Source organism: Sorangiineae bacterium MSr12523, assembly GCA_037157775.1.
Taxonomy (GTDB): Bacteria; Myxococcota_A; Polyangia; order Polyangiales; family Polyangiaceae; genus Pendulispora; species Pendulispora brunnea.
In genome coordinates, this window is sequence record CP089982.1 from 9,444,796 (window position 1) to 9,464,198 (window position 19,403).

Annotated in this window: 17 protein-coding genes; 4 read left to right on the top strand and 13 right to left on the bottom strand. The window is 65.6% G+C overall.

The genetic code is table 11. The features are described from left to right. The first annotated feature begins 15 nt into the window (after positions 1 to 15). Positions 16 to 606, top strand: a complete 591-nt coding sequence (locus tag LZC95_36785) for a TetR/AcrR family transcriptional regulator (GenBank protein WXA91995.1) — start codon at positions 16 to 18, stop codon at positions 604 to 606. Here LZC95_36785 and LZC95_36790 read toward each other — a convergent pair. Next, the gene (locus LZC95_36790) at positions 601 to 2,883 is read right to left on the bottom strand and encodes a bifunctional salicylyl-CoA 5-hydroxylase/oxidoreductase (protein WXA91996.1); all 2,283 of its coding nucleotides are present in this window, start codon (positions 2,881 to 2,883) and stop codon (positions 601 to 603) included. The two genes, LZC95_36785 and LZC95_36790, sit on opposite strands and share 6 nt — an antisense overlap. A 107-nt stretch (positions 2,884 to 2,990) precedes the next feature. After that, entirely contained in the window at positions 2,991 to 5,369 is a 2,379-nt protein-coding gene (gene lon, locus LZC95_36795) for an endopeptidase La (protein ID WXA91997.1), read from the bottom strand. A gap of 144 nt (positions 5,370 to 5,513) precedes the next feature. On the opposite strand from lon, the gene LZC95_36800 reads away from it, so the two are divergent. Beyond that, a complete protein-coding gene (locus LZC95_36800; GenBank protein WXA91998.1) occupies positions 5,514 to 6,113 on the top strand; it encodes a TetR/AcrR family transcriptional regulator in 600 nt (199 codons plus the stop codon). Here the strand turns inward: LZC95_36800 and LZC95_36805 are convergent. The 9 genes from LZC95_36805 to LZC95_36845 form a co-directional block, all read right to left on the bottom strand. Further along, a complete protein-coding gene (locus LZC95_36805) occupies positions 6,110 to 6,844 on the bottom strand; it encodes a hypothetical protein (GenBank protein ID WXA91999.1) in 735 nt (244 codons plus the stop codon). The two genes, LZC95_36800 and LZC95_36805, sit on opposite strands and share 4 nt — an antisense overlap. 191 nt (positions 6,845 to 7,035) lie before the next feature. Then, entirely contained in the window at positions 7,036 to 7,830 is a 795-nt protein-coding gene (locus LZC95_36810) for a biotin--[acetyl-CoA-carboxylase] ligase (GenBank protein ID WXA92000.1), read from the bottom strand. Positions 7,831 to 7,852: 22 nt separating this feature from the next. Continuing rightward, entirely contained in the window at positions 7,853 to 9,403 is a 1,551-nt protein-coding gene (locus LZC95_36815; protein WXA92001.1) for an oligosaccharide flippase family protein, read from the bottom strand. Then, positions 9,400 to 10,674 (bottom strand): glycosyltransferase family 4 protein, encoded by a 1,275-nt coding sequence (locus tag LZC95_36820; protein WXA92002.1) that lies wholly within the window; start codon positions 10,672 to 10,674, stop codon positions 9,400 to 9,402. The genes LZC95_36815 and LZC95_36820 overlap by 4 nt, the downstream gene beginning before the upstream one ends. Before the next feature lie 261 nt (positions 10,675 to 10,935). Then, on the bottom strand, positions 10,936 to 11,658 hold the full coding sequence (locus LZC95_36825; GenBank protein ID WXA92003.1) for a class I SAM-dependent methyltransferase: 723 nt from the start codon (positions 11,656 to 11,658) through the stop codon (positions 10,936 to 10,938). Positions 11,659 to 11,879: 221 nt separating this feature from the next. Beyond that, positions 11,880 to 12,725: a carboxylating nicotinate-nucleotide diphosphorylase gene (nadC, locus tag LZC95_36830; protein ID WXA92004.1), complete on the bottom strand. Its 846-nt coding sequence runs from the start codon at positions 12,723 to 12,725 to the stop codon at positions 11,880 to 11,882. Between the two features lie 292 nt (positions 12,726 to 13,017). Beyond that, positions 13,018 to 13,671, bottom strand: a complete 654-nt coding sequence (locus LZC95_36835; protein ID WXA92005.1) for an HAD-IB family hydrolase — start codon at positions 13,669 to 13,671, stop codon at positions 13,018 to 13,020. Position 13,672: 1 nt separating this feature from the next. Beyond that, complete coding sequence (gene mrtC / locus LZC95_36840; GenBank protein ID WXA92006.1) at positions 13,673 to 14,398, bottom strand: MrtC family glutamic-type intramembrane protease; 726 nt, start codon at positions 14,396 to 14,398, stop codon at positions 13,673 to 13,675. Then, positions 14,386 to 17,139: a protein kinase gene (locus LZC95_36845; GenBank protein WXA92007.1), complete on the bottom strand. Its 2,754-nt coding sequence runs from the start codon at positions 17,137 to 17,139 to the stop codon at positions 14,386 to 14,388. Before LZC95_36845 ends, mrtC begins: the two co-directional genes overlap by 13 nt. Before the next feature lie 72 nt (positions 17,140 to 17,211). Between LZC95_36845 and LZC95_36850 the strand changes: the two genes are divergently transcribed. Both LZC95_36850 and LZC95_36855 read left to right on the top strand, forming a co-directional pair. After that, complete coding sequence (locus LZC95_36850) at positions 17,212 to 17,697, top strand: hypothetical protein (GenBank protein WXA92008.1); 486 nt, start codon at positions 17,212 to 17,214, stop codon at positions 17,695 to 17,697. Between the two features lie 41 nt (positions 17,698 to 17,738). Further along, positions 17,739 to 18,686, top strand: coding sequence for a YihY/virulence factor BrkB family protein (locus LZC95_36855; protein ID WXA92009.1), 948 nt, complete (start codon positions 17,739 to 17,741; stop codon positions 18,684 to 18,686). Here LZC95_36855 and LZC95_36860 read toward each other — a convergent pair. Both LZC95_36860 and LZC95_36865 read right to left on the bottom strand, forming a co-directional pair. Beyond that, positions 18,594 to 18,839, bottom strand: coding sequence for a hypothetical protein (locus tag LZC95_36860; protein WXA92010.1), 246 nt, complete (start codon positions 18,837 to 18,839; stop codon positions 18,594 to 18,596). The genes LZC95_36855 and LZC95_36860 overlap by 93 nt on opposite strands. Next, entirely contained in the window at positions 18,836 to 19,354 is a 519-nt protein-coding gene (locus tag LZC95_36865; protein WXA92011.1) for a YXWGXW repeat-containing protein, read from the bottom strand. The genes LZC95_36860 and LZC95_36865 overlap by 4 nt, the downstream gene beginning before the upstream one ends. Positions 19,355 to 19,403 lie beyond the last annotated feature (49 nt).

The window sequence follows — 19,403 nt, forward strand, 5'->3', positions numbered from 1 at the left end:
ATTTCTTGCTACAGAATGGCAGCAGCCCGAGGAAGACCCCGCAGTTTCGACCGCGACCGCGCGCTGGCGCAGGCCATGGAGGTCTTTTGGGCCAAGGGCTACGAGGGCGCGCAGGTGAGCGATCTCACGGCCGCCATGGGCATCAACCCGCCGAGCTTCTACGCGGCGTTCGAGTCGAAGGAGGCGCTCTTTCGAGAGGCCATCGAGTTGTACAAGAAGACGGCGGGCGCGGGCACGATGAAGGCGCTCGCGGAGGGGCGCACCGCGCGCGAGGCCATTCGGGTGATGCTGATGACCAGCGTCGACATCGCGCTCTCGGCACCGGGCAAGGCGGGTTGCCTTCTGGTGGTGAGCATCCTCCAGAGCGCAACGGAAAATAGCGGTCTGCAAGAGCACATGGAGGAGATCCGCCGCAGCACGGTGCAGGCCATTCGGAAGCGACTCGAGCGCGGCATGCGCGAGAGGGACCTTCCCGCAACGACGGACGTACGCGGCCTCAGCGCCTTTTTCGGCACGATGATCCATGGCCTCTCGCTGCAAGCGCGCGATGGCACACCGCGAAAGGACCTGCACCGCGCCATCGAGGCGGCGCTGAGCGTCTTATAGCTTGGGACGCGGGCGAACCGACTCGTACTGATCCGGCCAGCCGAGCTCCATGTAGCCCTGTTCCTCGGCGGCGGCGAATGTCCAGTTGGGGTTGCGCAGGTGCGGGCGGGCAAGCACGCACAGATCGGCGCGGCCGGCGATGAGGATCGTGTTCACCTGGTCGGCCGTGGTGATGGCGCCCACGGTCATCGTGGGGACCTTCGCCTCGTTGCGGACCCGATCGGAATAGGGCGTCTGGTACATGCGGCCGTACACCGGCTGCGCGTAGATGGACGTCTGCCCGGTGGATACGTCGACGATGTCCGTTCCCCGCTCCTTGAGCGCACCACCCAGAACGACGGCGTCATCGCCGGTGAAGCCCTGGTCGTGCCAATCGGTGGCGGAGATGCGCACGCTGAGCGGCTTGTCCTTGGGCCACACCGCGCGAACGGCCTCCACGACCTCGAGCGGGTAGCGCATGCGGTTCTCCAGCGAGCCGCCGTAGCCGTCCTTGCGCACGTTGGACAGCGGAGAGAGGAAGCTCGAGAGCAGGTAGCCGTGCGCGAGGTGCACCTCGAGCAAATCGAATCCCGCGTCTTGCGCCATGAGCGTGGCGCGCACGAAGTCGGCCTTCACGCGATCCATGTCCGCGCGGTCCATCTCCTTCGGCACTTGGCTGCGCGGCGTGTACGGGATGGGGGACGGACCGATGATCGGCCAGTTGCCCTCGTCGAGCGGCTCGTCCATGCCCTCCCAGAGAAGCTTGGTGGAGCCTTTGCGGCCGGCGTGCGCGATCTGCATACCGATGGCCGCGCGCGAGCGCTGGTGCACGAAGTCGACGATGCGCCGCCACGCGGTGACGTGCTCGGGAAGGTACATGCCCGCGCAGCCCGGGGTGATGCGCCCGTCGCGCGAGACGTCGGTCATCTCGGTCATCACCAGGCCTGCACCGCCCATGGCGCGGCTGCCCAGGTGCACCAGGTGGAAGTCGTCCACCAAGCCGTCCTTTGCAGAATACATGCACATGGACGAGACCACGACGCGGTTCTGCAAGGTGAGACCGCGCAAGGTGAACGGTGTGAACATGGGCGGCGGCGGAGGGTCGGCCGGATCGCGATCGACGATGCGACAGCGCGCGACGAAGTCCTCCGTGGCGCGCGTCACCAAGGCCGGATCGCGAACCTTCAAATTGTCGTAGCCGATTCGCTTGCTCCGCGAGAGCAGGCTCATGGCAAAGGAGAGCGGCTCGTGCCCGAGGTAACGTTTGCTCCCCTCGAACCAATGGTAGCTGTCCTGCGCGGCCTTCTGGATGCGCAGCACCATGGTGTAGCGGTCGTTCTCGTATGCCTCGAGAGCCTCCTCGATGCGCTTGCGCGTGGGTCGATCTTCGTGCACCACGCCGGTTTTCTCCAGGGCGGCGGCGAGCGCGATCGCGTCCTCCATGGCCATTTTCGTTCCGGAGCCGATGGAGAAGTGCGCCGTGTGCGCGGCATCGCCCATGAGCACGACCTTGCCGTGCCGCCAGGTCGAGTTCTTCACCGTGACGAAGTTGACCCACATCGAGCGGTTCGTCAGAAGCCGGTGCCCGTCGAGGTGCCGCGCAAAGAGGCGCTCCAGGTAGGCGATGCTCTCGTCGGTGGTGGCGCGGTCGAGCCCTGCTTTGCGCCACGAGGCCTGGTCGCACTCGACGATGAAGGTGCTCGTGGCATCGTCGAAGCGGTAGCCGTGCACCTGGAAGAGCCCATCTTCGTTTTCCTCGAAGATGAATTGGAACGCGTCGAACGTCTTCGTGGTGCCGAGCCAGATGTATTTCGACTGCCGCACGTCGAGATGCGGGCGAAACACGTCGGCATAACGCGCGCGCACCTTGCTGTTCACTCCATCGGCCGCCACCACCAGGTCGGCGTCGCGGAACACGTCGAGCGATTCGAAGTCGTCCACCTCGGTGCGGAATCGAATCTCGACGCCAAGCTCGGTGGCCCGCCGGGCCAAGATGTCGAGCAGCTTGCGGCGCGCCAAACCGGAAAAGCCGTGGCCGCCGCTTCGGATGCAGCTACCCCGGTAGTGGATGTCAATCGCATCCCAGTGCGCAAAGACCCGCGTGATCTCTTCGTGCGTCTCGCGGTCGCCCTGCTCGAGGTACTCGAGGGTCTCGTCCGAAAAGACGACCCCCCATCCAAAGGTCTCCCCGGGCGCGTTTCGCTCGAGGACCACCACTTCGGACGAGGGGTTGGCCTTCTTCATCAAGATGCCGAAGTAGAGCCCGGCAGGCCCACCCCCGATGCATGCGATCTTCATGTCCCGACTTATAACTTAACCCCGTACACGTTCCCGTTCCCGTCCACGTTCCCGATCTTTCCCGTCCGAGATTCGGGAACGGGAACGTGTACGTGTACGTGGAAACGTCAGGTCGCGGTCGTAGACGTGCTCGTGGTCGTCGGGGTGATCGCGGGCTCCGGCGACGGTGACGCCGTATCCCCTTCCTTCTCCAGCGCCGCCGCGAGCACCTCGCTCATGTCGCTCGCGAAGTGGATCTCGAGGTGCTTTCGCACTTCCTCCGGCACCTCGTCCAGATCGCGCGCGTTCTTCTCGGGAAGGACCACCCGGGTCAACCCCGCCCGGTGCGCCGCGAGGACCTTGGCCTTGATGCCGCCCACGGGCAACACGCGCCCGCGCAGGGTCACCTCGCCGGTCATCGCCGTGTCCGAGCGCACTTTTCGACCGCTCAGAAGCGACGTCAGCGCGGTGAAAATCGTCACGCCCGCCGAGGGACCATCCTTCGGCACACCGCCGGCCGGCACGTGCACGTGGATGTCCTGCCCCTCGAGGAAGCCGGGGTCCACGCCCAGCGCTGACGCATTGCTTCTCACGTACGTCAACGCAGCGCGTGCGGACTCTTTCATGACGTCGCCGAGTTGCCCGGTGATTTCCAAGCGCCCCCGGCCCGGCATGCGCGACGTCTCGATGAAGAGAATATCGCCACCCACCGGCGTCCACGCGAGGCCGGTGGCCACGCCCGGAACCTGCGTGCGCTCCGCCACCTCGCTGAAGAAGCGGCGCTTGCCCAGGTGCGTCTGCAGATCGTCCGCGTCGATGGTCAGCTTGTGCGGCTTTCCGTCGGTGGCCCGCGCCACCTCGAGGGCCAGCGCGCGCACCAACTTGGTGAGCTGCCGCGTCAACTGACGTACGCCGGCCTCACGCGTGTAGTCCGTGATGATGGCCGACAACGCCGGATCGGTCAGGTTGAGCGCATCCAGATCGAGCCCGTGCTCGCGCAGCGCCTTGGGAATCAAGTGGCTTCGCGCGATGTGCACCTTCTCGTCCGGCGTGTAGCCCGCGAGCTCGAGGATCTCGAGGCGATCGCGCAAAGGCGCCGACAAGGTCTCCAGGGTGTTCGCGGTCGCGATGAAGATCACCTCCGACAGATCGAAGGGAACCTCCAGGTAATGATCGGTGAACGTCTTGTTCTGCTCCGGATCCAGCACCTCGAGCAGCGCCGCCTCGGGCGAGCCTTGCCAGCCCTGACCGAGTTTGTCGATCTCGTCGAGCAAGAACACCGGGTTCTTCACCTTGGCCTTGCGCAATGCGTGCACGATGCGGCCGGGAAGCGCGCCCACGTAGGTGCGGCGGTGGCCGCGGATCTCCGCCTCGTCGCGCACGCCGCCGAGCGAAATGCGCACGAAGGGCCGCCCCGTCGCGTCGGCGATCGATTGCCCCAGCGACGTCTTGCCCACGCCGGGCGGGCCGGCAAGGCACAAGATGGTGCCGCGCGGATTGCGCGAGACCTTGAGCACGGCCATGTGCTCGAGGATGCGCTTCTTCACGTCCTGCAGACCGTGGTGGTCGGCGTCGAGCTTCTCTTTGATCGCGTCGATGTCGTCCTTGGCCTCGGCGCGGGCGCTCCACGGAAGATCCGCCAGGGCCTCCAGGTAGGTGCGCGCAACGTTGGATTCGGGGCTCTGCGGTGACATGCCCTCGAGCCGCTTCAATTCGCGGTCGGCCACGGCGCGCGCCTCCTCCGAGAGGCCCGCCTTGTCGAGGCGCTCGCGCAGGCGCCCGAGATCGTCTTCTTTGTCGTCGCCCAGCTCTTTCTGAATGGCGCGCATCTGCTCGCGCAGAAGCACGTCGCGCTGGGTTTTGCCGATTTCCTTGCGGACATCGCCCTCGATCTTGCGGCGCATGTCCGAAAGGGCGGACACCTCGGTGATGAGCGCGGCCACTTGGCGGAGGCGCTCGAGCACGTCGGTGGTCTGCAGGACCTGCATCTCTTTGTCGGTGGCGAGGCCGAGGCCTGCGGCAATCTGATCGGCCACGAGGCCGGGCTGCTCTTCGGTGGCCCGCACCGAGCTGCTGACGGCACCGCCCTGGCGGCCTGCCAGCTCCTCGACCCGCTCGCGGAGGACACGGGCGAGCATGCGCGCCTCGTCCGGGTTGCTCACCGGCTCGTCGACGACGCTGCCCTCGGCGATCCAATACGGATCGCTCGAGACGAGGTGCGCCAATTCGAAACGCCCCATGCCTTCCACGGTCATGCGGTATTCGCGATCGCCGGCGCGGGCGATTTGCTGCACCTTGGCGAAGGTGCCGTAGTGATAGAGGCCGTCTTCCGTCGGCTCGGTGACCGAGCCGTCTTTCTGCGTCACCACGACGAGGATGTCGCCGGGGCGAACCGCACGGGCGAGCGCGACCGACCGCTCGCGACCGAGGGGAAGCGTCACCGTGGTGCCCGGGAAGATGACCCCGTTGCGCAACGGCAGAAGCGGAAATGTGGTTCTCGAGCTCATCGAGTCTCTCCAGATCGCCCGCGTGTTCTCGGCATCGCCGTCGCGCCCCTTTTGGCGCGCTGGCTGAGAACTGGAAGGCTGAGCGATGAACGGAAAGTAAATCCGTTCAACGTTCCGTCAACCAGGTACACTCCCCTGAGACCGATGGGTACTTCGGAAGCCGAGAGACGCAAGGTCATCCTCGATGCCGCGCGGCGGCTGCTTTGTCATTACGGGCCGCACAAGACGACCATTGCGGAGATTGCGCGCGAGGCCGAGATTGGCGTCGGCACCGTGTACCTCGAATTCGCTTCGAAGGAGGCGATCATCGGGGCGCTGTCGGACCTCGAGCATGCGCTCGTTCTGGATGCGATGCACGAAGCCATCGCGCGCAAGAGAGCCGAGGGCGCAAGCTTTGCCGACCAGATCGCCGCTCTTCTCGACGCGCGCGTGGAGATGTTTCTCGCGCGCGGAAGCCAGGGCGCGCATACGAAAGATCTGCTGCACTGCGGGAACCCCGGCGTCAAAGATGCGCACCTGCGCTTCGAGGTGAGCGAGCGCACGTTGCTTGCGCACTTGCTCTTCGAGGGCGCGCAAGAGGGCGAGCTTCAAGCCTTCGCCAGCACCGAGGAAACGGCCCGCGCGCTGCTTCTGGTTTACGCCGCCTTCGCCCCGCCCAAGTTGTTCTGCAGCCCGGCCGACGAAGTGCGGCAGATGCTGCGCGCGGTGCACGAGCTGGTGAAGCACGGGTTGGTGCGGCGCTAGCGCGCCTTGGCGATCCGCATGCGACCGGCCTCGTCGGAGTCGGTCTCCGGGTCCGTCTTCGGGAGGATGCCCGAGTCGTAACGCATGCGGTCCGGGTGCATGTCGCAGAATCCGCGCTCGCGCGCCGCATCGTCGAACGACACGGATGCGCAGCGGCCGCAGATCGACAAGCGGCGCTCGTAGTCGCGCGGCCGGAGCAGCGCATCGACGGCGAACAGCGACATCACGCGATCTTCGAGGCGCATGCGCGGCCAGTCGACGGGGATGTAGCCCATCTCGCCGCTGCCATGACGGCTGCGCAAAATCGATCCCGCCGTCTTTGCCCAGATGGACAACGAGACCAGACCGTCCGGTGTGGTGTCGAGGCTCTTGAGGACGTGATCGCGGACGGTGAAGAGCAGGCGCTCGACGCGCTTGGGATCGACCTCGGTCATGTTGGGGCCGAACCCCACGCGCTCCGAGCCCGGCAGCGGATAGGCCGCCGCGCGGTAGGCGCCAACGAGCCACCGCACGAGATCGCGCTTGGTCCAGCCGCGGCCGACGCCGTTGACGAAGGCAAGACCCGCAGCCCGGCAATTGGTGGCCACCCGCCATGGGTTGCCCTCTTCCAAGTAGCAATACGGCTCGGGCTCCGAGACCAGATCGTCTTCGTCAACACCCTCGGTCAGGACGGTGCCGCTTTCGGGCTCCACCTCATCGAGGGGCTGGAACAAGGAATCGTCACTGCTCATGATGGACGTGGGGAGCAAATCCACGGCCAATGCAGACGCAAGCGCGCGCGGTGAACGATAGTTAAGGGGTCGCGAAAAGACTCACCTTTCAGGCCTCCGTTTCGAACGGCTGCCACGGGCAAATTGTCACAGTGAGGAGAAAGCGTGTGTGATCCATTCTGCGCTGTTTCCTTACTGCGTGGATCGCGCCCTTATCGGAGGAGATGCACTTCGCCCGCGACGAAACGCTCGAGAAATCCATCGTCGCGTCGAACCATGAGACGACCTTCGTCATCGATGCCCTCGGCGATACCGGTGACGTTTTGATCGCTGCGAACGCGGTGCCCGCGCAGCGCATCGACGGCATCGAGACGCGCATGCACGGGTGTGAGGCCTCGCGCCGCGACCAGGGGCAGATCGCGTTCGAGCGCCTCGAAAAGATCCACCACGAGGGTCGCACGGCTTGGAGGCTCCGGCGCATGAAGCGCCACCGAGGTGGCCAGTGCCTGAATCTCCTCGGGGAATGCGCGCGTGTGCACGTTCATGCCAACGCCGATGATGAGCGCTTCCACTTGGCTCGCCGCAAACTGAGCTTCGACCAGGATGCCGCACACCTTGCGGCCATCGATCACCACGTCGTTGGGCCACTTCACGCGGACGTCCGCCTGGGGCGTCGCCCGGGCCACAGCGTCGCGCGCCGCCAGCCCGACGACGAGTGACAGGAGCGGGAGTCGCCGCGGCGGACACGCGATGCGGGCCAGCATGGAGAGAAGAATGTTCTCCCCGGGCGGCGAGACCCATTGCCGCCCTTGCCGGCCCCGCCCCGCGGTTTGCACTTCGCTCATCCAAGTCGCACCGTGGGGCGCACCGTTCTTGGCTGCGCGCTTCGCCTCGTCGTTGGTGGACGTCGTCTCCTCGAAGACCGTGAGCGGCGTTCCCAAGGAGATGCTGCGCTGGCGCAGGAGGGCCGGAAGGTTCGTCAAATCGGGCGGCATGAAGGCGGCCATGGGCCCATCGTACCAGCCTCGCTCATGCCGGTGCCGGTGGAACGGGCAGCCGGCACCATCGCCGAATGCGATCCCCCAAGGGCAGATCGCGCAGCATGGGCCGCATCGCCAGCACGTACGCCGTGCCGGATATGGCCGCGCCGGCGGCGCCGACGGCGAGGGCTCCGAAACGGCCCGGCGGCATCAGTCGCGTGAGGTGCGGTTGGACGGAGATCCAGCCGAAAAGCGCGGCCATCAGCGTGCAGGGCACCAACCGGAGCAACCACACGCCGAGGTCGGCCACGAGGCTTCGCAGCGGGATCGCCTGCCGAAGAAGATGGAGGCCCACGGGGATCGAGGTCGCGAGCGCGGAAATCGCCGTCGCTGCGGCCACACCGGACGTCCCGAACCAACGGCCGAGCAGCAACGCGAGCCCGATGTGAAGCGCCCCATTCACGAGGGTGATCATGCCCACCCGCATCCGGTATCCGAGCACCGCGGCCGTCGTCAGCAATGCATGAACGACGCTGAGGATGACGATGTCGAGGCCGAAGACTCCGTTCAGACGGGCGCCGCCAAATAGCTCGGGCCCGACCCAAAGGGAGACGAACGCGGCGTTGATCGAAAGGGTCACGCAAACGACGCCGCCGGCGAGAAACAACGTCACACGCACGATCGACCGCACCACGTGGGCGGTGCGCGTGGCGTTGCCTTCCGCGTGCATCTGCGCGAGCCCCACGGATGCACTGTCGGGGATGACCCAGCCGAGCTGCATGAGCGCAAAGCAGATGCGCGACGTCACGGAGAAGCTCGAGATGTCGCCGCGCAAGCCCACGCTGGCCAGGACCACGCTGTCGGTGGCAAAAGCGAGCTGCCACCCCAACGCGCCCAACCACGTGCCCGTCCCCGATGTGAGAATCGGCTTCACCTCCCGCCAGGAAGGGCGTGGCCAACCGCGAAACAGGTGACGATTGCGGGTGAGTGCGCGATGAGCCGCGGCGATTCCCGAAATGAAGGGCGGCACGGCGGCCGCCACGCCGACCGCGTACAATCCGGCCCCGAGTCGAACGAGGGCGTACGTGAGGAGGCCCGAGGCGAGGATCTGCAGGAGCTGAAACGGCCCCATGTACTTGAAGTCCTGCTGCCCCTGGCAAAGCGTCGAGAAGAGGCGCAGCGGATAGGAAATCGCCACCCCGAGCACCATCACGAGCAGTGGACCCGCGAGCGTCGCACGATCGGCCGCGCTCAGATGCAGAAGCGCCGGAAACGCGAGCCATAGAACGAGCGCGAGCACCACGTACATGGCGCCACTCACGACCCCGGCGAGGAGACCGTGCAGGACGAGGCTGCGCATTCGCGCGCTGTCCTTTTGCGAATCGGCCTCGGCGAAGAGCCAAGGCATCACCGCGAAGGTACCAAGATCCGCCAAGGTGGCGTAGCCGAGGAGAGCACCGGTGGCGAGCCACAATCCGTACAGATCGGCCCCCAGCGTCCCCACGACGACCCGGGTGACCGCGAACCCCACGAGGACGGCGAGGGCGGTTTGGCCATAACTGAATACGGCCGCAATGAGAGCATTGGCTCGCCGGCTCATTTCGCGCGAAACTCTAGCAGAGACGGAATGTAGTCCTGAACGACGTCGAGCCGGACGAACTTGCGCTTCGGCGCCGCCCGGACCTCGGAGGGCTGTGAAATTCGCTCCAGAACGCGCTCGAGCCGCCCCACGTGCGTGTCGGAGGTGATGGTTCGGGCCATCTCCCATGCCCCATTGCGGAGGCGTAGGTGGTGCACGGGATCGCGAAGCGCGCGCACCATGGCCTCGGCGAGGCTCGAGGACGTCGGGGGATCGGCGTGGGCAAACTCGCCCGACACACCGGGCTCGAGCCACTCCGCCACACCCCCCATGGAATAGGCCACCGTGGGAAGGCCGGCGCATCCGGCCTCGACACCGACCATGCCGAATGTCTCGGGCATGAGGGTCGGCAGGACCAGGAGATCGGCAGCTTCCATGAGGGCTTGCCGGGTGCGGGCGTCGACCCAGGAGAGAAACTCGATATCGGCATTCGTACGCCGCGCCTGCGCCTTGAGTTCCTCTTCCATGGGCCCGGTTCCGGCCACGACGAGCCGCAAGGGGCGACCGAGCGCGGCGCGGACGCGCGGCATGGCCTCAATCAGGTGATGACACCCCTTCGAGCGCACCAGCCGGCCCACGTACAAGATGGTGTCCGTCGGAGGCCGCTCTTCCGGCGGCCGGGATATGGGCACCGCCCCATAAGGAGGAATTGGATTTCGATGGATATGCTTGCCAGGGACACCGTTGTGCACGAGCTCGTGTTCCATGTGCCGACTGGCGACGAACAATGCACGGTAGCGGGACATACGGCGCCGGTGCCCGCGTTCTCGCGTATAGAGGCTCAGGGTCGTAACGGGATTGAGTCCGCCACATCGGCGGGTGAAGTAATAGGCGAGGCAACCCGGCCCCAGGGTGCGCTCGCATTCACGCATTTCGGGAAATGCGTGCGTTTTCGAGCCACTGATGCACGTACCGCGGTGGGCGTGCACGAAAAGTGCGGCGGGATAGGCATCGAGCAGCGCATCCTCCACATCTGGAAACGTCAATCCCTGCGCGTAAACCACGTCGGGCCGCCATCGAATCAACCCTGCGGGTAGCGCGGATTCTCCGCGGGTTTGCCATCTGGGGATATCGAGCCCGGTATCGACGTGCATCGTCGGATCGCCCGCGTCCTGTTCGTACAACAATGCAACTTGGTGGCCGCGGGCCAAAAGTGCAGGCATGAGGGCGCGCAAATACGTTTCGGCGCCCCCGACGATCGTGCGCAATGGCGCTGCAATGGCAATCCGCATGGGAGCCACGGCGGCAGGCGCAATGGATATGCTCTGTATCGGCGCAATAGGACTCGCAAGTTCCGCGACCATACGCAACTCCTTCCATCGAGCAGCCATCGAGTGCAGATCTCGGCCACCTCACGACGTGATGACGTCATGGGTGATGGACAGTCCGATCCCGTCACGCTGTCAAATATTCAGCGCCATCGAGTCTTGAACCATCGACGCCATCGCTCATTTAATATTTGGAAGATGGGATGCGAATCGCCACCGGGACATTCAACTTGGCAATTGATTCAAATCCCAAAGAGCGAGCACCCGCGTTTGACCCGTCGTGTCGAGCGAGGCTGTCGCTGGGCCATCACGAAGAATGCGGAGCGGCTCCGGGAATCCAAACGGGTCCAAGCATAAGTTGATGGGGCGGTACGACCCCGTCACGATGTCATGATTAATCCGTTCGAGCGGAAATTGAGTGGTCAGCAAATAGCGAGCGCCCGTTGCTTTGAAATTACGCAAGACCGCATGGATGTGGCGATAAGACAGGTGAATGAGACAATCGCGACAAAAGACGAGATCGGCCCGGGGGAGTTCGTCCCTGGTGAGATCGCGGTGAAGAAACTGACGGTTGGGCGAACCGAAGTGAACTTGATTGTCCTCGATTAATTTGGCGACGACATCGACTCCTATATAATGGACGCCCGCCAAGTCGGAGTGGCGCATCCAAAAGAAGTCTCCGCATGGCGCATCGAGCAAGGTGCGAATTCCTAGTTCATGAAGCAACGAAGGAAGCGCCTCGCGAATGGCTTCGCTTTCGACCAGGTTGGAGCCCCCACCGGAGAGGCTGGCCGAATCCCCCCAGGCATTGGTTCGGTGCACTTCGGAGAATACCTGCTCCGGTGACCGGGTATGGTCGGCGACGATCCGCCGTATCGAACGAAACAATCTCAATGACAATGGAAGATGCCTACCAAGGGCATCGCGAACGACTTGTTTGCCAAGCATACGTTCCTCCCAGGCCTTGAAGCGCCCCGCGCATCATGGGATTCCTTTTGGTATTGGAACATTCACCGCGGTTCCGTCACACCGCGCGATTCTTTTTCGATGGTCAAAAGCCGTTATCGGCGTGCCACGCTGACGCGATGGGACGTACCCGAAGAGGGTGACCGCACGCGGGGGGCCCGATCGAGGCCTTGGACGAAGACGGGATGGCCGCGAATGGCGGATTATTCGAAATCGAGGCCGATGTCGGCGGCCGCCGCGGAGTGCGTGAGGGCGCCGACGGAGATGGCATCGACACCCGCGCGCGCCAGCTCGGTGATGCGCGACACGGTAATGCCGCCGGAGGCTTCAACGATGGCCTTGCCACGGGCTCGGCGCACGCCCTCGGCCACGTCCTCGGTGGACATGTTGTCGAGCAGCACGATGTCCGCACCGGCCTCGAGGGCCTCGTCGAGCTGGGAGAGGGAATCGACTTCACACTCGATGCGGCAGGTGTGCGGCGCACGGTCGCGTGCCCGTCGAATGGCCGCCGCGACCCCGCCGCACGCGGCGACGTGGTTGTCCTTGATCAATACCGCCGAGCCAAGATTGTCCCGATGGTTGCGGCCACCGCCGGCCCGCACAGCGTAGCGCTCGAGGACGCGCAAACCCGGCGTGGTCTTTCGCGTATCCGTGACGCGCGTCGCACTGCCCGGCGGCAGGGCGTCCACGTAGCTCCGCGTGATCGTGGCGATACCGCTCATGCGCTGCACCAGATTGAGCGCCGTGCGTTCGCCCATGAGGATCGCGCGCGCGCGTCCCTGGACGGTCCACAGCTTGGTGCCCGGTTTGACGAGCTCCCCTTCCCGCACGCCGTCGAACACCTCGAGCAACGGGTGCACGCGCTGAAAGACGCGCCGAAACACCGGCCCGCCACAGACCACGAGCTCCTTGCGCGCCACAGCGTGCGCAACCGCATCGGCCTCGGCATCGATGCACGCCTCCGTCGTGAGATCTCCCGCCGCGAGATCTTCGTACAGAGCGATGTCTACGATTTTATCGAGCGCCACGCCGGGGAGTTCGAAGGACATAGGGTTTAGGGTCTAGGGTTTAGGGTTTAGGGGTTGAGAGAGAGCGGACGAGCCCGGCGAGCATTCGCTCCACTTCGTGGCAGCGCCCGATCAGTTCCTCGGACTGCTCATTCGTAAGGTAAGTCAGACGCGTGGCAAGTAGAAGCTGGGTCTCGAGCTCCGCTCCCGAGCCGGCGGCGATGCCCAAAAACCGAAGATAGTCAGCAGTCGTAGGTCGCTTGTGTCCTTCGGCGATGTTGTACACGACTTAACCAACTCTCCCCCCTAATCCCTAACCCCCAACCCCTAACCCCTACCACGTCTCGATGCGCCAGCCGCGGCGGCGGGCGATGCGGGAGAGGCGGGGGTCGGGGTTGACGATGACTTGCTCGGCGACGGCTTCGAGCAAGGGGAGATCCGTGTAGGAGTCGGTGTAGAAGATCGATTCTTCGAGGCGGAAGCCGAGGACCTCGGCGAGGCGGGTCGTACGGATTACCTTGCCGTGGCCGTAGGCCAAAGGCTCGATGGGGCGGCCGGTGAAGCAGCCGTCGGCGCCGACCTCGAGCTCGCTCGCGACGACATGCTCGATGCCCAGGCGCCGCGCGAGAGGGCGAGCCCCGTAGGGCGAACCGCCGGTGACGATGGCCACGATGTCGCCGCGGGCATGGTGCTCGGCCACGGCCGCGCGGCCGCGATCGCACACGTGCTCTTCCACATAGCGGCGAAACCAGTCGTCGCAGCGGGCGGCCATCACGATTTCGGGCATTCCGGCCAGCGTGCGCATGGCTTTGGCGGCCACTTGGGCCGCATCGATGACCCCCAAGGTGTACTGCGCAACCCAGAGAGACATGCGCGCGGCATCACGCCAGGTGGCCTCGCCGATGCTGCGTTGGTAGCGCACGTACAGGCTGGCGGTCTCTTTGCGCACCAGGGTGCGGTCCAAGTCGAACAGGGCGGCGCGGGGCATGTCAGTAGACTCCATAGCCTCGACCGAGCGCCATCGAAAACATATTGCACGTGGCGTGGAAGAGAATGCTCGCGCCGACGCCGCCGGTGCGGGCCCGGAGCCATCCGAACACCAGCGCGGGAAAGAAAACCGCCAGGCGCGGCGCCACGCGAATGGTAGCAAAGTGCCCGATGGCAAAAATGACGCTCGCCACCAAAAGCCCCGGCGTGACCTCCGCGCCGAAGATGCGCATGCGGTACGGCAGCGCATCGTCCAGCCGCGTCTGCAGGTAGCCGCGGTAGAAGGCCTCCTCGGGCAGCGCAATGATGAGAAGCTGCCCGAGCGCCTCGTTCAGGAAGCTGGCATCCACGTGCAGCTGGAAATGCTCACCTGCCCGCCACCACCAGCGCCATCCGAACCAAAATGGGACGAAGGTGAGCGCGGCAAAGGCGAGCGCCCAGCCGAGCGCGCGGGCGAACTCCCCGAGCAGACGCCGCACATCGAGCTTGCCCGGCAGCACCAAGCCCCCGAACGCGAGCCCGTAGTGCGCGACCTTCGCATCGTCGTGCGCGAGCACCAGCCACCACGCCCCGCCGAGGAAGGTGAAGCCCACGGCGGACGCCACGTACTTGTCCGGCAGAAACGACGACGCCAAGGTCACCGCCACCGTCACGACCAGCGAGACGGCCAGAGCTTCGAGAAGGGCTCGCCCGTCGAAACGGGGACGTTCGGGTACTAGGGCTTGCACGAGACGCGGGCGGCGTACGCTTCGGTGTGGCCGGCTTCGAAGTCCTGCCACACCAGGGACCATTCCCCTTTGGAGTGGCCGGGCGCGATGGCCGGGCGCGGTTGGTCGCCCAGCACCTTGCCGATCACGCTGGCGACCCCCACGCCGTCGCGCGTGAGCTGGGCCATCTTCACGCGGCCTGAATCGAAATAGGCAATCTGCACCACGCCATCGGTGCCGACGGCCAGCGAGGGCCGGTAGCTCTTCTCGCCGAGCTTCTTGCGCCAGAGCACGCGCCCGCCCGACGGCTCGACCATCGCCGCGTAGGCGCCGCCCTTTTCGCCGTGCCAGGCGACGAAGCAGCCTTCGGCGCCGCACACGATCACCGGCGAGTCGCCGGGCAGGCGCGGGTCCTCGTTCACGAGGGCGACGTCACCCAACTCGCGATCGAGCCCGCCTTTGGGGCTCACGGGGCCGGTGCGCTCCTCGAGTCCCTTCTGCAGCTCGGGGCTTCCGAGCTTCAAGCGCATGCGCGCAATCATGTGCTGCGGCTCGCGCTCCAGTTTGTACACGACGAAGACCGCGTTGCTGGCGATGGCAATGGCCGGAAGCTTGGCGCTGGCCGTGCTCTTTCCGATGGACGGATAATCCGTGAGACGGATCTCGTTGCCCTGGGGCTCCAAATCGTTGGACAGCTTGCGCAGGAAAAGGTCGTCCCCTTCGTGATCGCGCGCGTCTTGCCAGGCCACGTAAAAGCCGTCCGGTGCGCGGTCCATGGCCGGGTAGAAGTTGCCTGCACCGTCCGCGCCCACAAGGACGCTCGCGCCGCCGATGCGGCCATTGGGATCGATCCAGCGAACCCGAACACCGGGCTCGTTGCCGCTCTTGTCCCAGTAATAGAGGACGGCGCGATCGTTCACCGTCAGCAAACCGGGACGCACGACATCGGTCGCCTCCGGCGTGAGGTCGCGCGGCACGGAGCGGGGACGGCCCACTTCATCGAGCACCACGGAGTAGACGTGGTAATGCCCCGCCTCCTCGTGGTCGTCGGTCCATGCGACGAGGGTCCCCTTGTCGACCGGCGTGATGGCCGGACGCCCGATGTTGCTCACCCCGAAGCGCGGATGCGCCAAGGCGACGGGGGTGCAGATGTTACGCGAAGGGCCATGCACCGATACGGGGATGGCCTTGATCTGGTCGATCAGGCCTCTCGGGGCCCAGACGCCCGGGGTGCTGGGCGGCAGCAGCGCGGCGAAATCCTGCGCTTCTTTGAGCCTTCGAAGAGCCCCCGGCGTATCGCCCGCGGCAAAGAGCCGCTGGCCGTCGGCCATCGCGGTGAGCCACTTCGGTTCGTCGGGCGGCGGGGTGTTCGAGGGGGCGCCCGAGGGCGGCGCCGGTGCGACGGTGGCCGTCGATTGCACGATTGGCGTGTACACCTGCGGCCGCAGCACGTGCGTCCACACGATGAAGGCGGCGACGGAGCCTCCGACGAGCAACGCCGAGGACAAGAGCCATCGAACCGCCGACGGCGGTGGCGGCGGAAGAACCTGCGACGACGATTGCATCGACGGCGTGCGCCCGGCGATATCCGGCACACTCGCCCCGCCTTGTCCGGAGACTGCGATTCCCGGCCCGCTCGCAAAGGCCCCCGCTTGATCCGCGCGAAGCGCCGCACGCCGTGCGGTGCTGCCCGATTCCTTGAGATAGTCGGCCGATGCGGCATCCACGAGCGGCAGATCCATCCCGCCGCCTGCGTAAGCCGCCCGCACCACGCCACCGCTGGCCTGCGCCGCACGCGAAGGAAGCGCGACGGTCTCCTCGATGTCGCTCACGTCGTTCATGAACGACGCCTGCGTACGCCGCACGACGGTCTGCACGTTGAAGGCTTGCGAGAGCGCGTCCGAGAGCTCCTTCGCATCTTGGAAGCGATGATCGGGATCGCGCTCGAGCGCCTTGAAGAACCACGCGTCGAACGACTGCGGCAGGTCCGGCCGCAGCTTCGACGGCACGGGAATGGGCGCGGTGGCAATGGCGGCGAAGGTCATCGCCACGCCCTGCTCGGTGTTCCAGACCGGGCGCCCGATCAGGCATTCGAAGGCCATGCAGCCGAGGGCCCAGAGATCCGCCCGATGATCGACGGAGCCTTGGCCCTTCACCTGCTCCGGCGACATGTACGCGGGCGTTCCGAACACCGCGCCCTCGCGCGTGAGGCGCGCCGTCTTCACGTCGGGCGCGACCGGCGCGTAGAACTTGGCGAGCCCGAAGTCGAGCAGCTTACTGAGCTCCCCGCCCTCCTCCGACTTGGTGATGAAGATGTTCTCCGGCTTCAAGTCGCGATGGACGATGCCGGCAGCGTGCGCCTTGGCGAGACCCTTCGCACACTGCGTAATGATGCGCACGGTGGTCTCGGGATCGATGAGGCGAAGGCGCGCCATGCGATCGTAGAGCGACTCGCCCTCGAGCAACTCCATGCAGATGAAGGGGCGGCCATCCTCCAACCGGCCCGAGTCGTACACGTCCACGATGTACGGGCTGCGCACGCTGGCGGCGGCGCGTGCCTCACGGAAGAAGCGCTCGATGACGATGCTGGAGGCGGAAAGTTCCGCGGCGAGCACTTTGACCGCCACCTTTTTGTTCAGGGTGGTCTGCTCAGCCTCGTACACCGCAGCCATGCCGCCGCGCCCGATTTCACGGGTGACGCGATACTTCCCGACCAGCAGGGTCCCAGCGGGGATCTTCGACTCGTTGGGAACAGGGCGCATTATGAAAACGGGTGAAGAATACGCGAACGGCACCCGAAGGGCGAGGTCAAGCCGAGCTTGTCGCTTCGGGCCATGAGCCTGTCGTTCGGCGCCATGCTAATCGGACAGGCCACCCTCGTGCGCCCTTTCCTTCGCCCCCTCGTTTTTCTGGTGATGCTCGCCCTTCTCGTCCCCGGCCGTGCGGAGGCCGCTTCCGACCCCGATCCGTGGTTTGGCCGCGACAAAACTCTGCATTTCTCGGTCGCCGCGCTCATCGCCAGCGGAACCTACACCTTGTCGGCCACGCAATTCGACGCCCGTTATCCGCCATTGCTCATCGGGGCCGGCACCACTTTGGTGCTGGCCGCCGGGAAAGAGGTGTACGACGGCATGGGGCACGGCGATCCCTCCTGGAAAGACTTCACCTGGGGCGCGATCGGCATGGTGGTCGGCCTCGGTGTGGCGTGGGGGCTCGATCTGCTGATCCGTGGTGTCTCGCACGAACATCCTCTGTTGGGGCCACCTCATCATCAGCCCGCCCAGCTTCGACTTGCACCGCCGGCGCTGCTCCGATGGTGAGCACACGGCTTGCCTCGTCGGACCCGCGAGCGAGGTGCACCATGGTCAAGAAGCTCATCGACCTCTTCTCCGAGGCGGGTGTCCGCTGGAGCGACGATAAGTGCCACCGGATGGGCGCGTCCCTCGCGTATTACGCGCTCTTCTCGCTTTTTCCGCTTTTGATGCTCGCGGTGACCGGCCTGGGGTTCTTCCTCGGTGACGATGACGCCACGCGCGCCAAAATCGTGCAGTCGTTCGCCAATACGGGGGCGCCGGGTGCGCAGAGCCTCATCGACCAAACCTTGGCCAACATGCAGAATCACCAGACCGCGCGCGGCATCGGCACGGTCGTCGGTATCGTGGCCTTCGTGCTCTCGGCCAGCGCGGTGTTCGGCGAGCTCGATACGTCGCTCAACAAGATATGGCGATGCCCCGATCGCCCGAGCGGCACCATCGTGCAGTCGCTTCTCGCCACGCTACGCGACAAAGCCATGGCCATGCTCCTCGTGCTCGGCGCGGCGCTTTTTCTCCTGGTTTCGCTGGTGGCCAGCACGGTGCTGTCGGCCCTCACGGACAGCGCACGGGACGCGCTTCCTTTCGCCTGGGGATGGACGCTGCTCGAACATGGCATCTCGCTGGCGTTCCTCACCTTCTTCTTCGCGGCGCTCTTTCGGGTCATTCCCGATTGCCACGCCAAGTGGCGGGACGTGCTTGGCGGAGGGCTCCTCACGGCCATCGCCTTCACCTTGGTGAAGCGATTGCTCACGCTGTACCTGACCACCGTTGCGAGCTACAGCGCGTATGGGGCGGTGGGCGCCGTACTGGCGCTTCTCACGTGGATCTACCTGGTGAGCCTTCTCGTTTTCTACGGGGCCGAGTTCGCCCGTGTCTATGCCGAGCGGTATGGCAGCCTTGCCTCATTGACTGAGGAACGACACGACGAGCGCGACGCCGTAACCGAGCAGCGCCAGGAGCCAAAGCACCGCCCTCAGGCGCATCTGCTCCCGTAAAGCGAAGTACGGCGCGAGCGGGAACGCCACGAACGCCAAAAGAGCACGCACACGCGGAGGCCGTCGCAACAGGCCCGCTGCAATCGCCACGTGCACCGTCACGAGCAGCGCGAAGAAGAGCACCGTGGCCAGAACCGTGAGCGTATCTTTCATGGTTTGCCGCTCTTTCCTCCGTCCTGCGCCCCGGCATCCTCGATCGCCACGATGGTGGCGCCGGTCGGGAACGGTTCTCCTTCCGGTCCAACGATGGGGCTGCTCCCCGTGCGTGCGCCGAGGAGCGGCTTGGGATCAGCAATGATCTTGCCGCGCGCGTCCTTCCAGACGCCGGGCGCGAAATAAAGGGTGCCATCGTGTCCGCGCACCGCGGTCCATGGGGAAAATTTGGCATCGGACGGGGCCATGACCCAGCGGCCCTGCCGCCAGGACCAGCGCCGCCCGTCCCAGACCCACTCCCCGTCCAGCCAAACGGCTCCCTTTGCCGGCGAGTCCGGAACGCGCTCGGTGTGTGCCGGCGGAGGCGGATACGGGACTTCCATGAGCGCCGACGTGTCCTGCCCCACGTATTTGGGCGCCGGAAGGCGCGACGGCCCGCAGGCAAAAAGCCACCCCAACGCCGCGGCCCCCGACGCGGGTACCAGGAGCGAGACGAAAGCCGTTTTCTTACCCACGCGCATCACATTATGGTTTCCCAGCTTGCCCCTTCGACGTTCCGGCACC

What these genes read in the sequence shown, in the direction of transcription:
- LZC95_36820 (WXA92002.1), bottom strand. Translation starts at nt 10,674, where the DNA reads ATGCGGATTGCCATTGCAGCGCCATTGCGCACGATCGTCGGGGGCGCC.
- LZC95_36850 (WXA92008.1), top strand. Translation starts at nt 17,212, where the DNA reads ATGAGCCTGTCGTTCGGCGCCATGCTAATCGGACAGGCCACCCTCGTG.
- LZC95_36790 (WXA91996.1), bottom strand. Translation starts at nt 2,883, where the DNA reads ATGAAGATCGCATGCATCGGGGGTGGGCCTGCCGGGCTCTACTTCGGC.
- LZC95_36835 (WXA92005.1), bottom strand. Translation starts at nt 13,671, where the DNA reads ATGCCCCGCGCCGCCCTGTTCGACTTGGACCGCACCCTGGTGCGCAAA.
- LZC95_36845 (WXA92007.1), bottom strand. Translation starts at nt 17,139, where the DNA reads ATGCGCCCTGTTCCCAACGAGTCGAAGATCCCCGCTGGGACCCTGCTG.
- LZC95_36860 (WXA92010.1), bottom strand. Translation starts at nt 18,839, where the DNA reads ATGAAAGATACGCTCACGGTTCTGGCCACGGTGCTCTTCTTCGCGCTG.
- LZC95_36805 (WXA91999.1), bottom strand. Translation starts at nt 6,844, where the DNA reads ATGAGCAGTGACGATTCCTTGTTCCAGCCCCTCGATGAGGTGGAGCCC.
- LZC95_36825 (WXA92003.1), bottom strand. Translation starts at nt 11,658, where the DNA reads ATGCTTGGCAAACAAGTCGTTCGCGATGCCCTTGGTAGGCATCTTCCA.
- LZC95_36785 (WXA91995.1), top strand. Translation starts at nt 16, where the DNA reads ATGGCAGCAGCCCGAGGAAGACCCCGCAGTTTCGACCGCGACCGCGCG.
- nadC (WXA92004.1), bottom strand. Translation starts at nt 12,725, where the DNA reads ATGTCCTTCGAACTCCCCGGCGTGGCGCTCGATAAAATCGTAGACATC.
- LZC95_36855 (WXA92009.1), top strand. Translation starts at nt 17,739, where the DNA reads ATGGTCAAGAAGCTCATCGACCTCTTCTCCGAGGCGGGTGTCCGCTGG.
- LZC95_36815 (WXA92001.1), bottom strand. Translation starts at nt 9,403, where the DNA reads ATGAGCCGGCGAGCCAATGCTCTCATTGCGGCCGTATTCAGTTATGGC.
- LZC95_36800 (WXA91998.1), top strand. Translation starts at nt 5,514, where the DNA reads ATGGGTACTTCGGAAGCCGAGAGACGCAAGGTCATCCTCGATGCCGCG.
- lon (WXA91997.1), bottom strand. Translation starts at nt 5,369, where the DNA reads ATGAGCTCGAGAACCACATTTCCGCTTCTGCCGTTGCGCAACGGGGTC.
- LZC95_36810 (WXA92000.1), bottom strand. Translation starts at nt 7,830, where the DNA reads ATGGCCGCCTTCATGCCGCCCGATTTGACGAACCTTCCGGCCCTCCTG.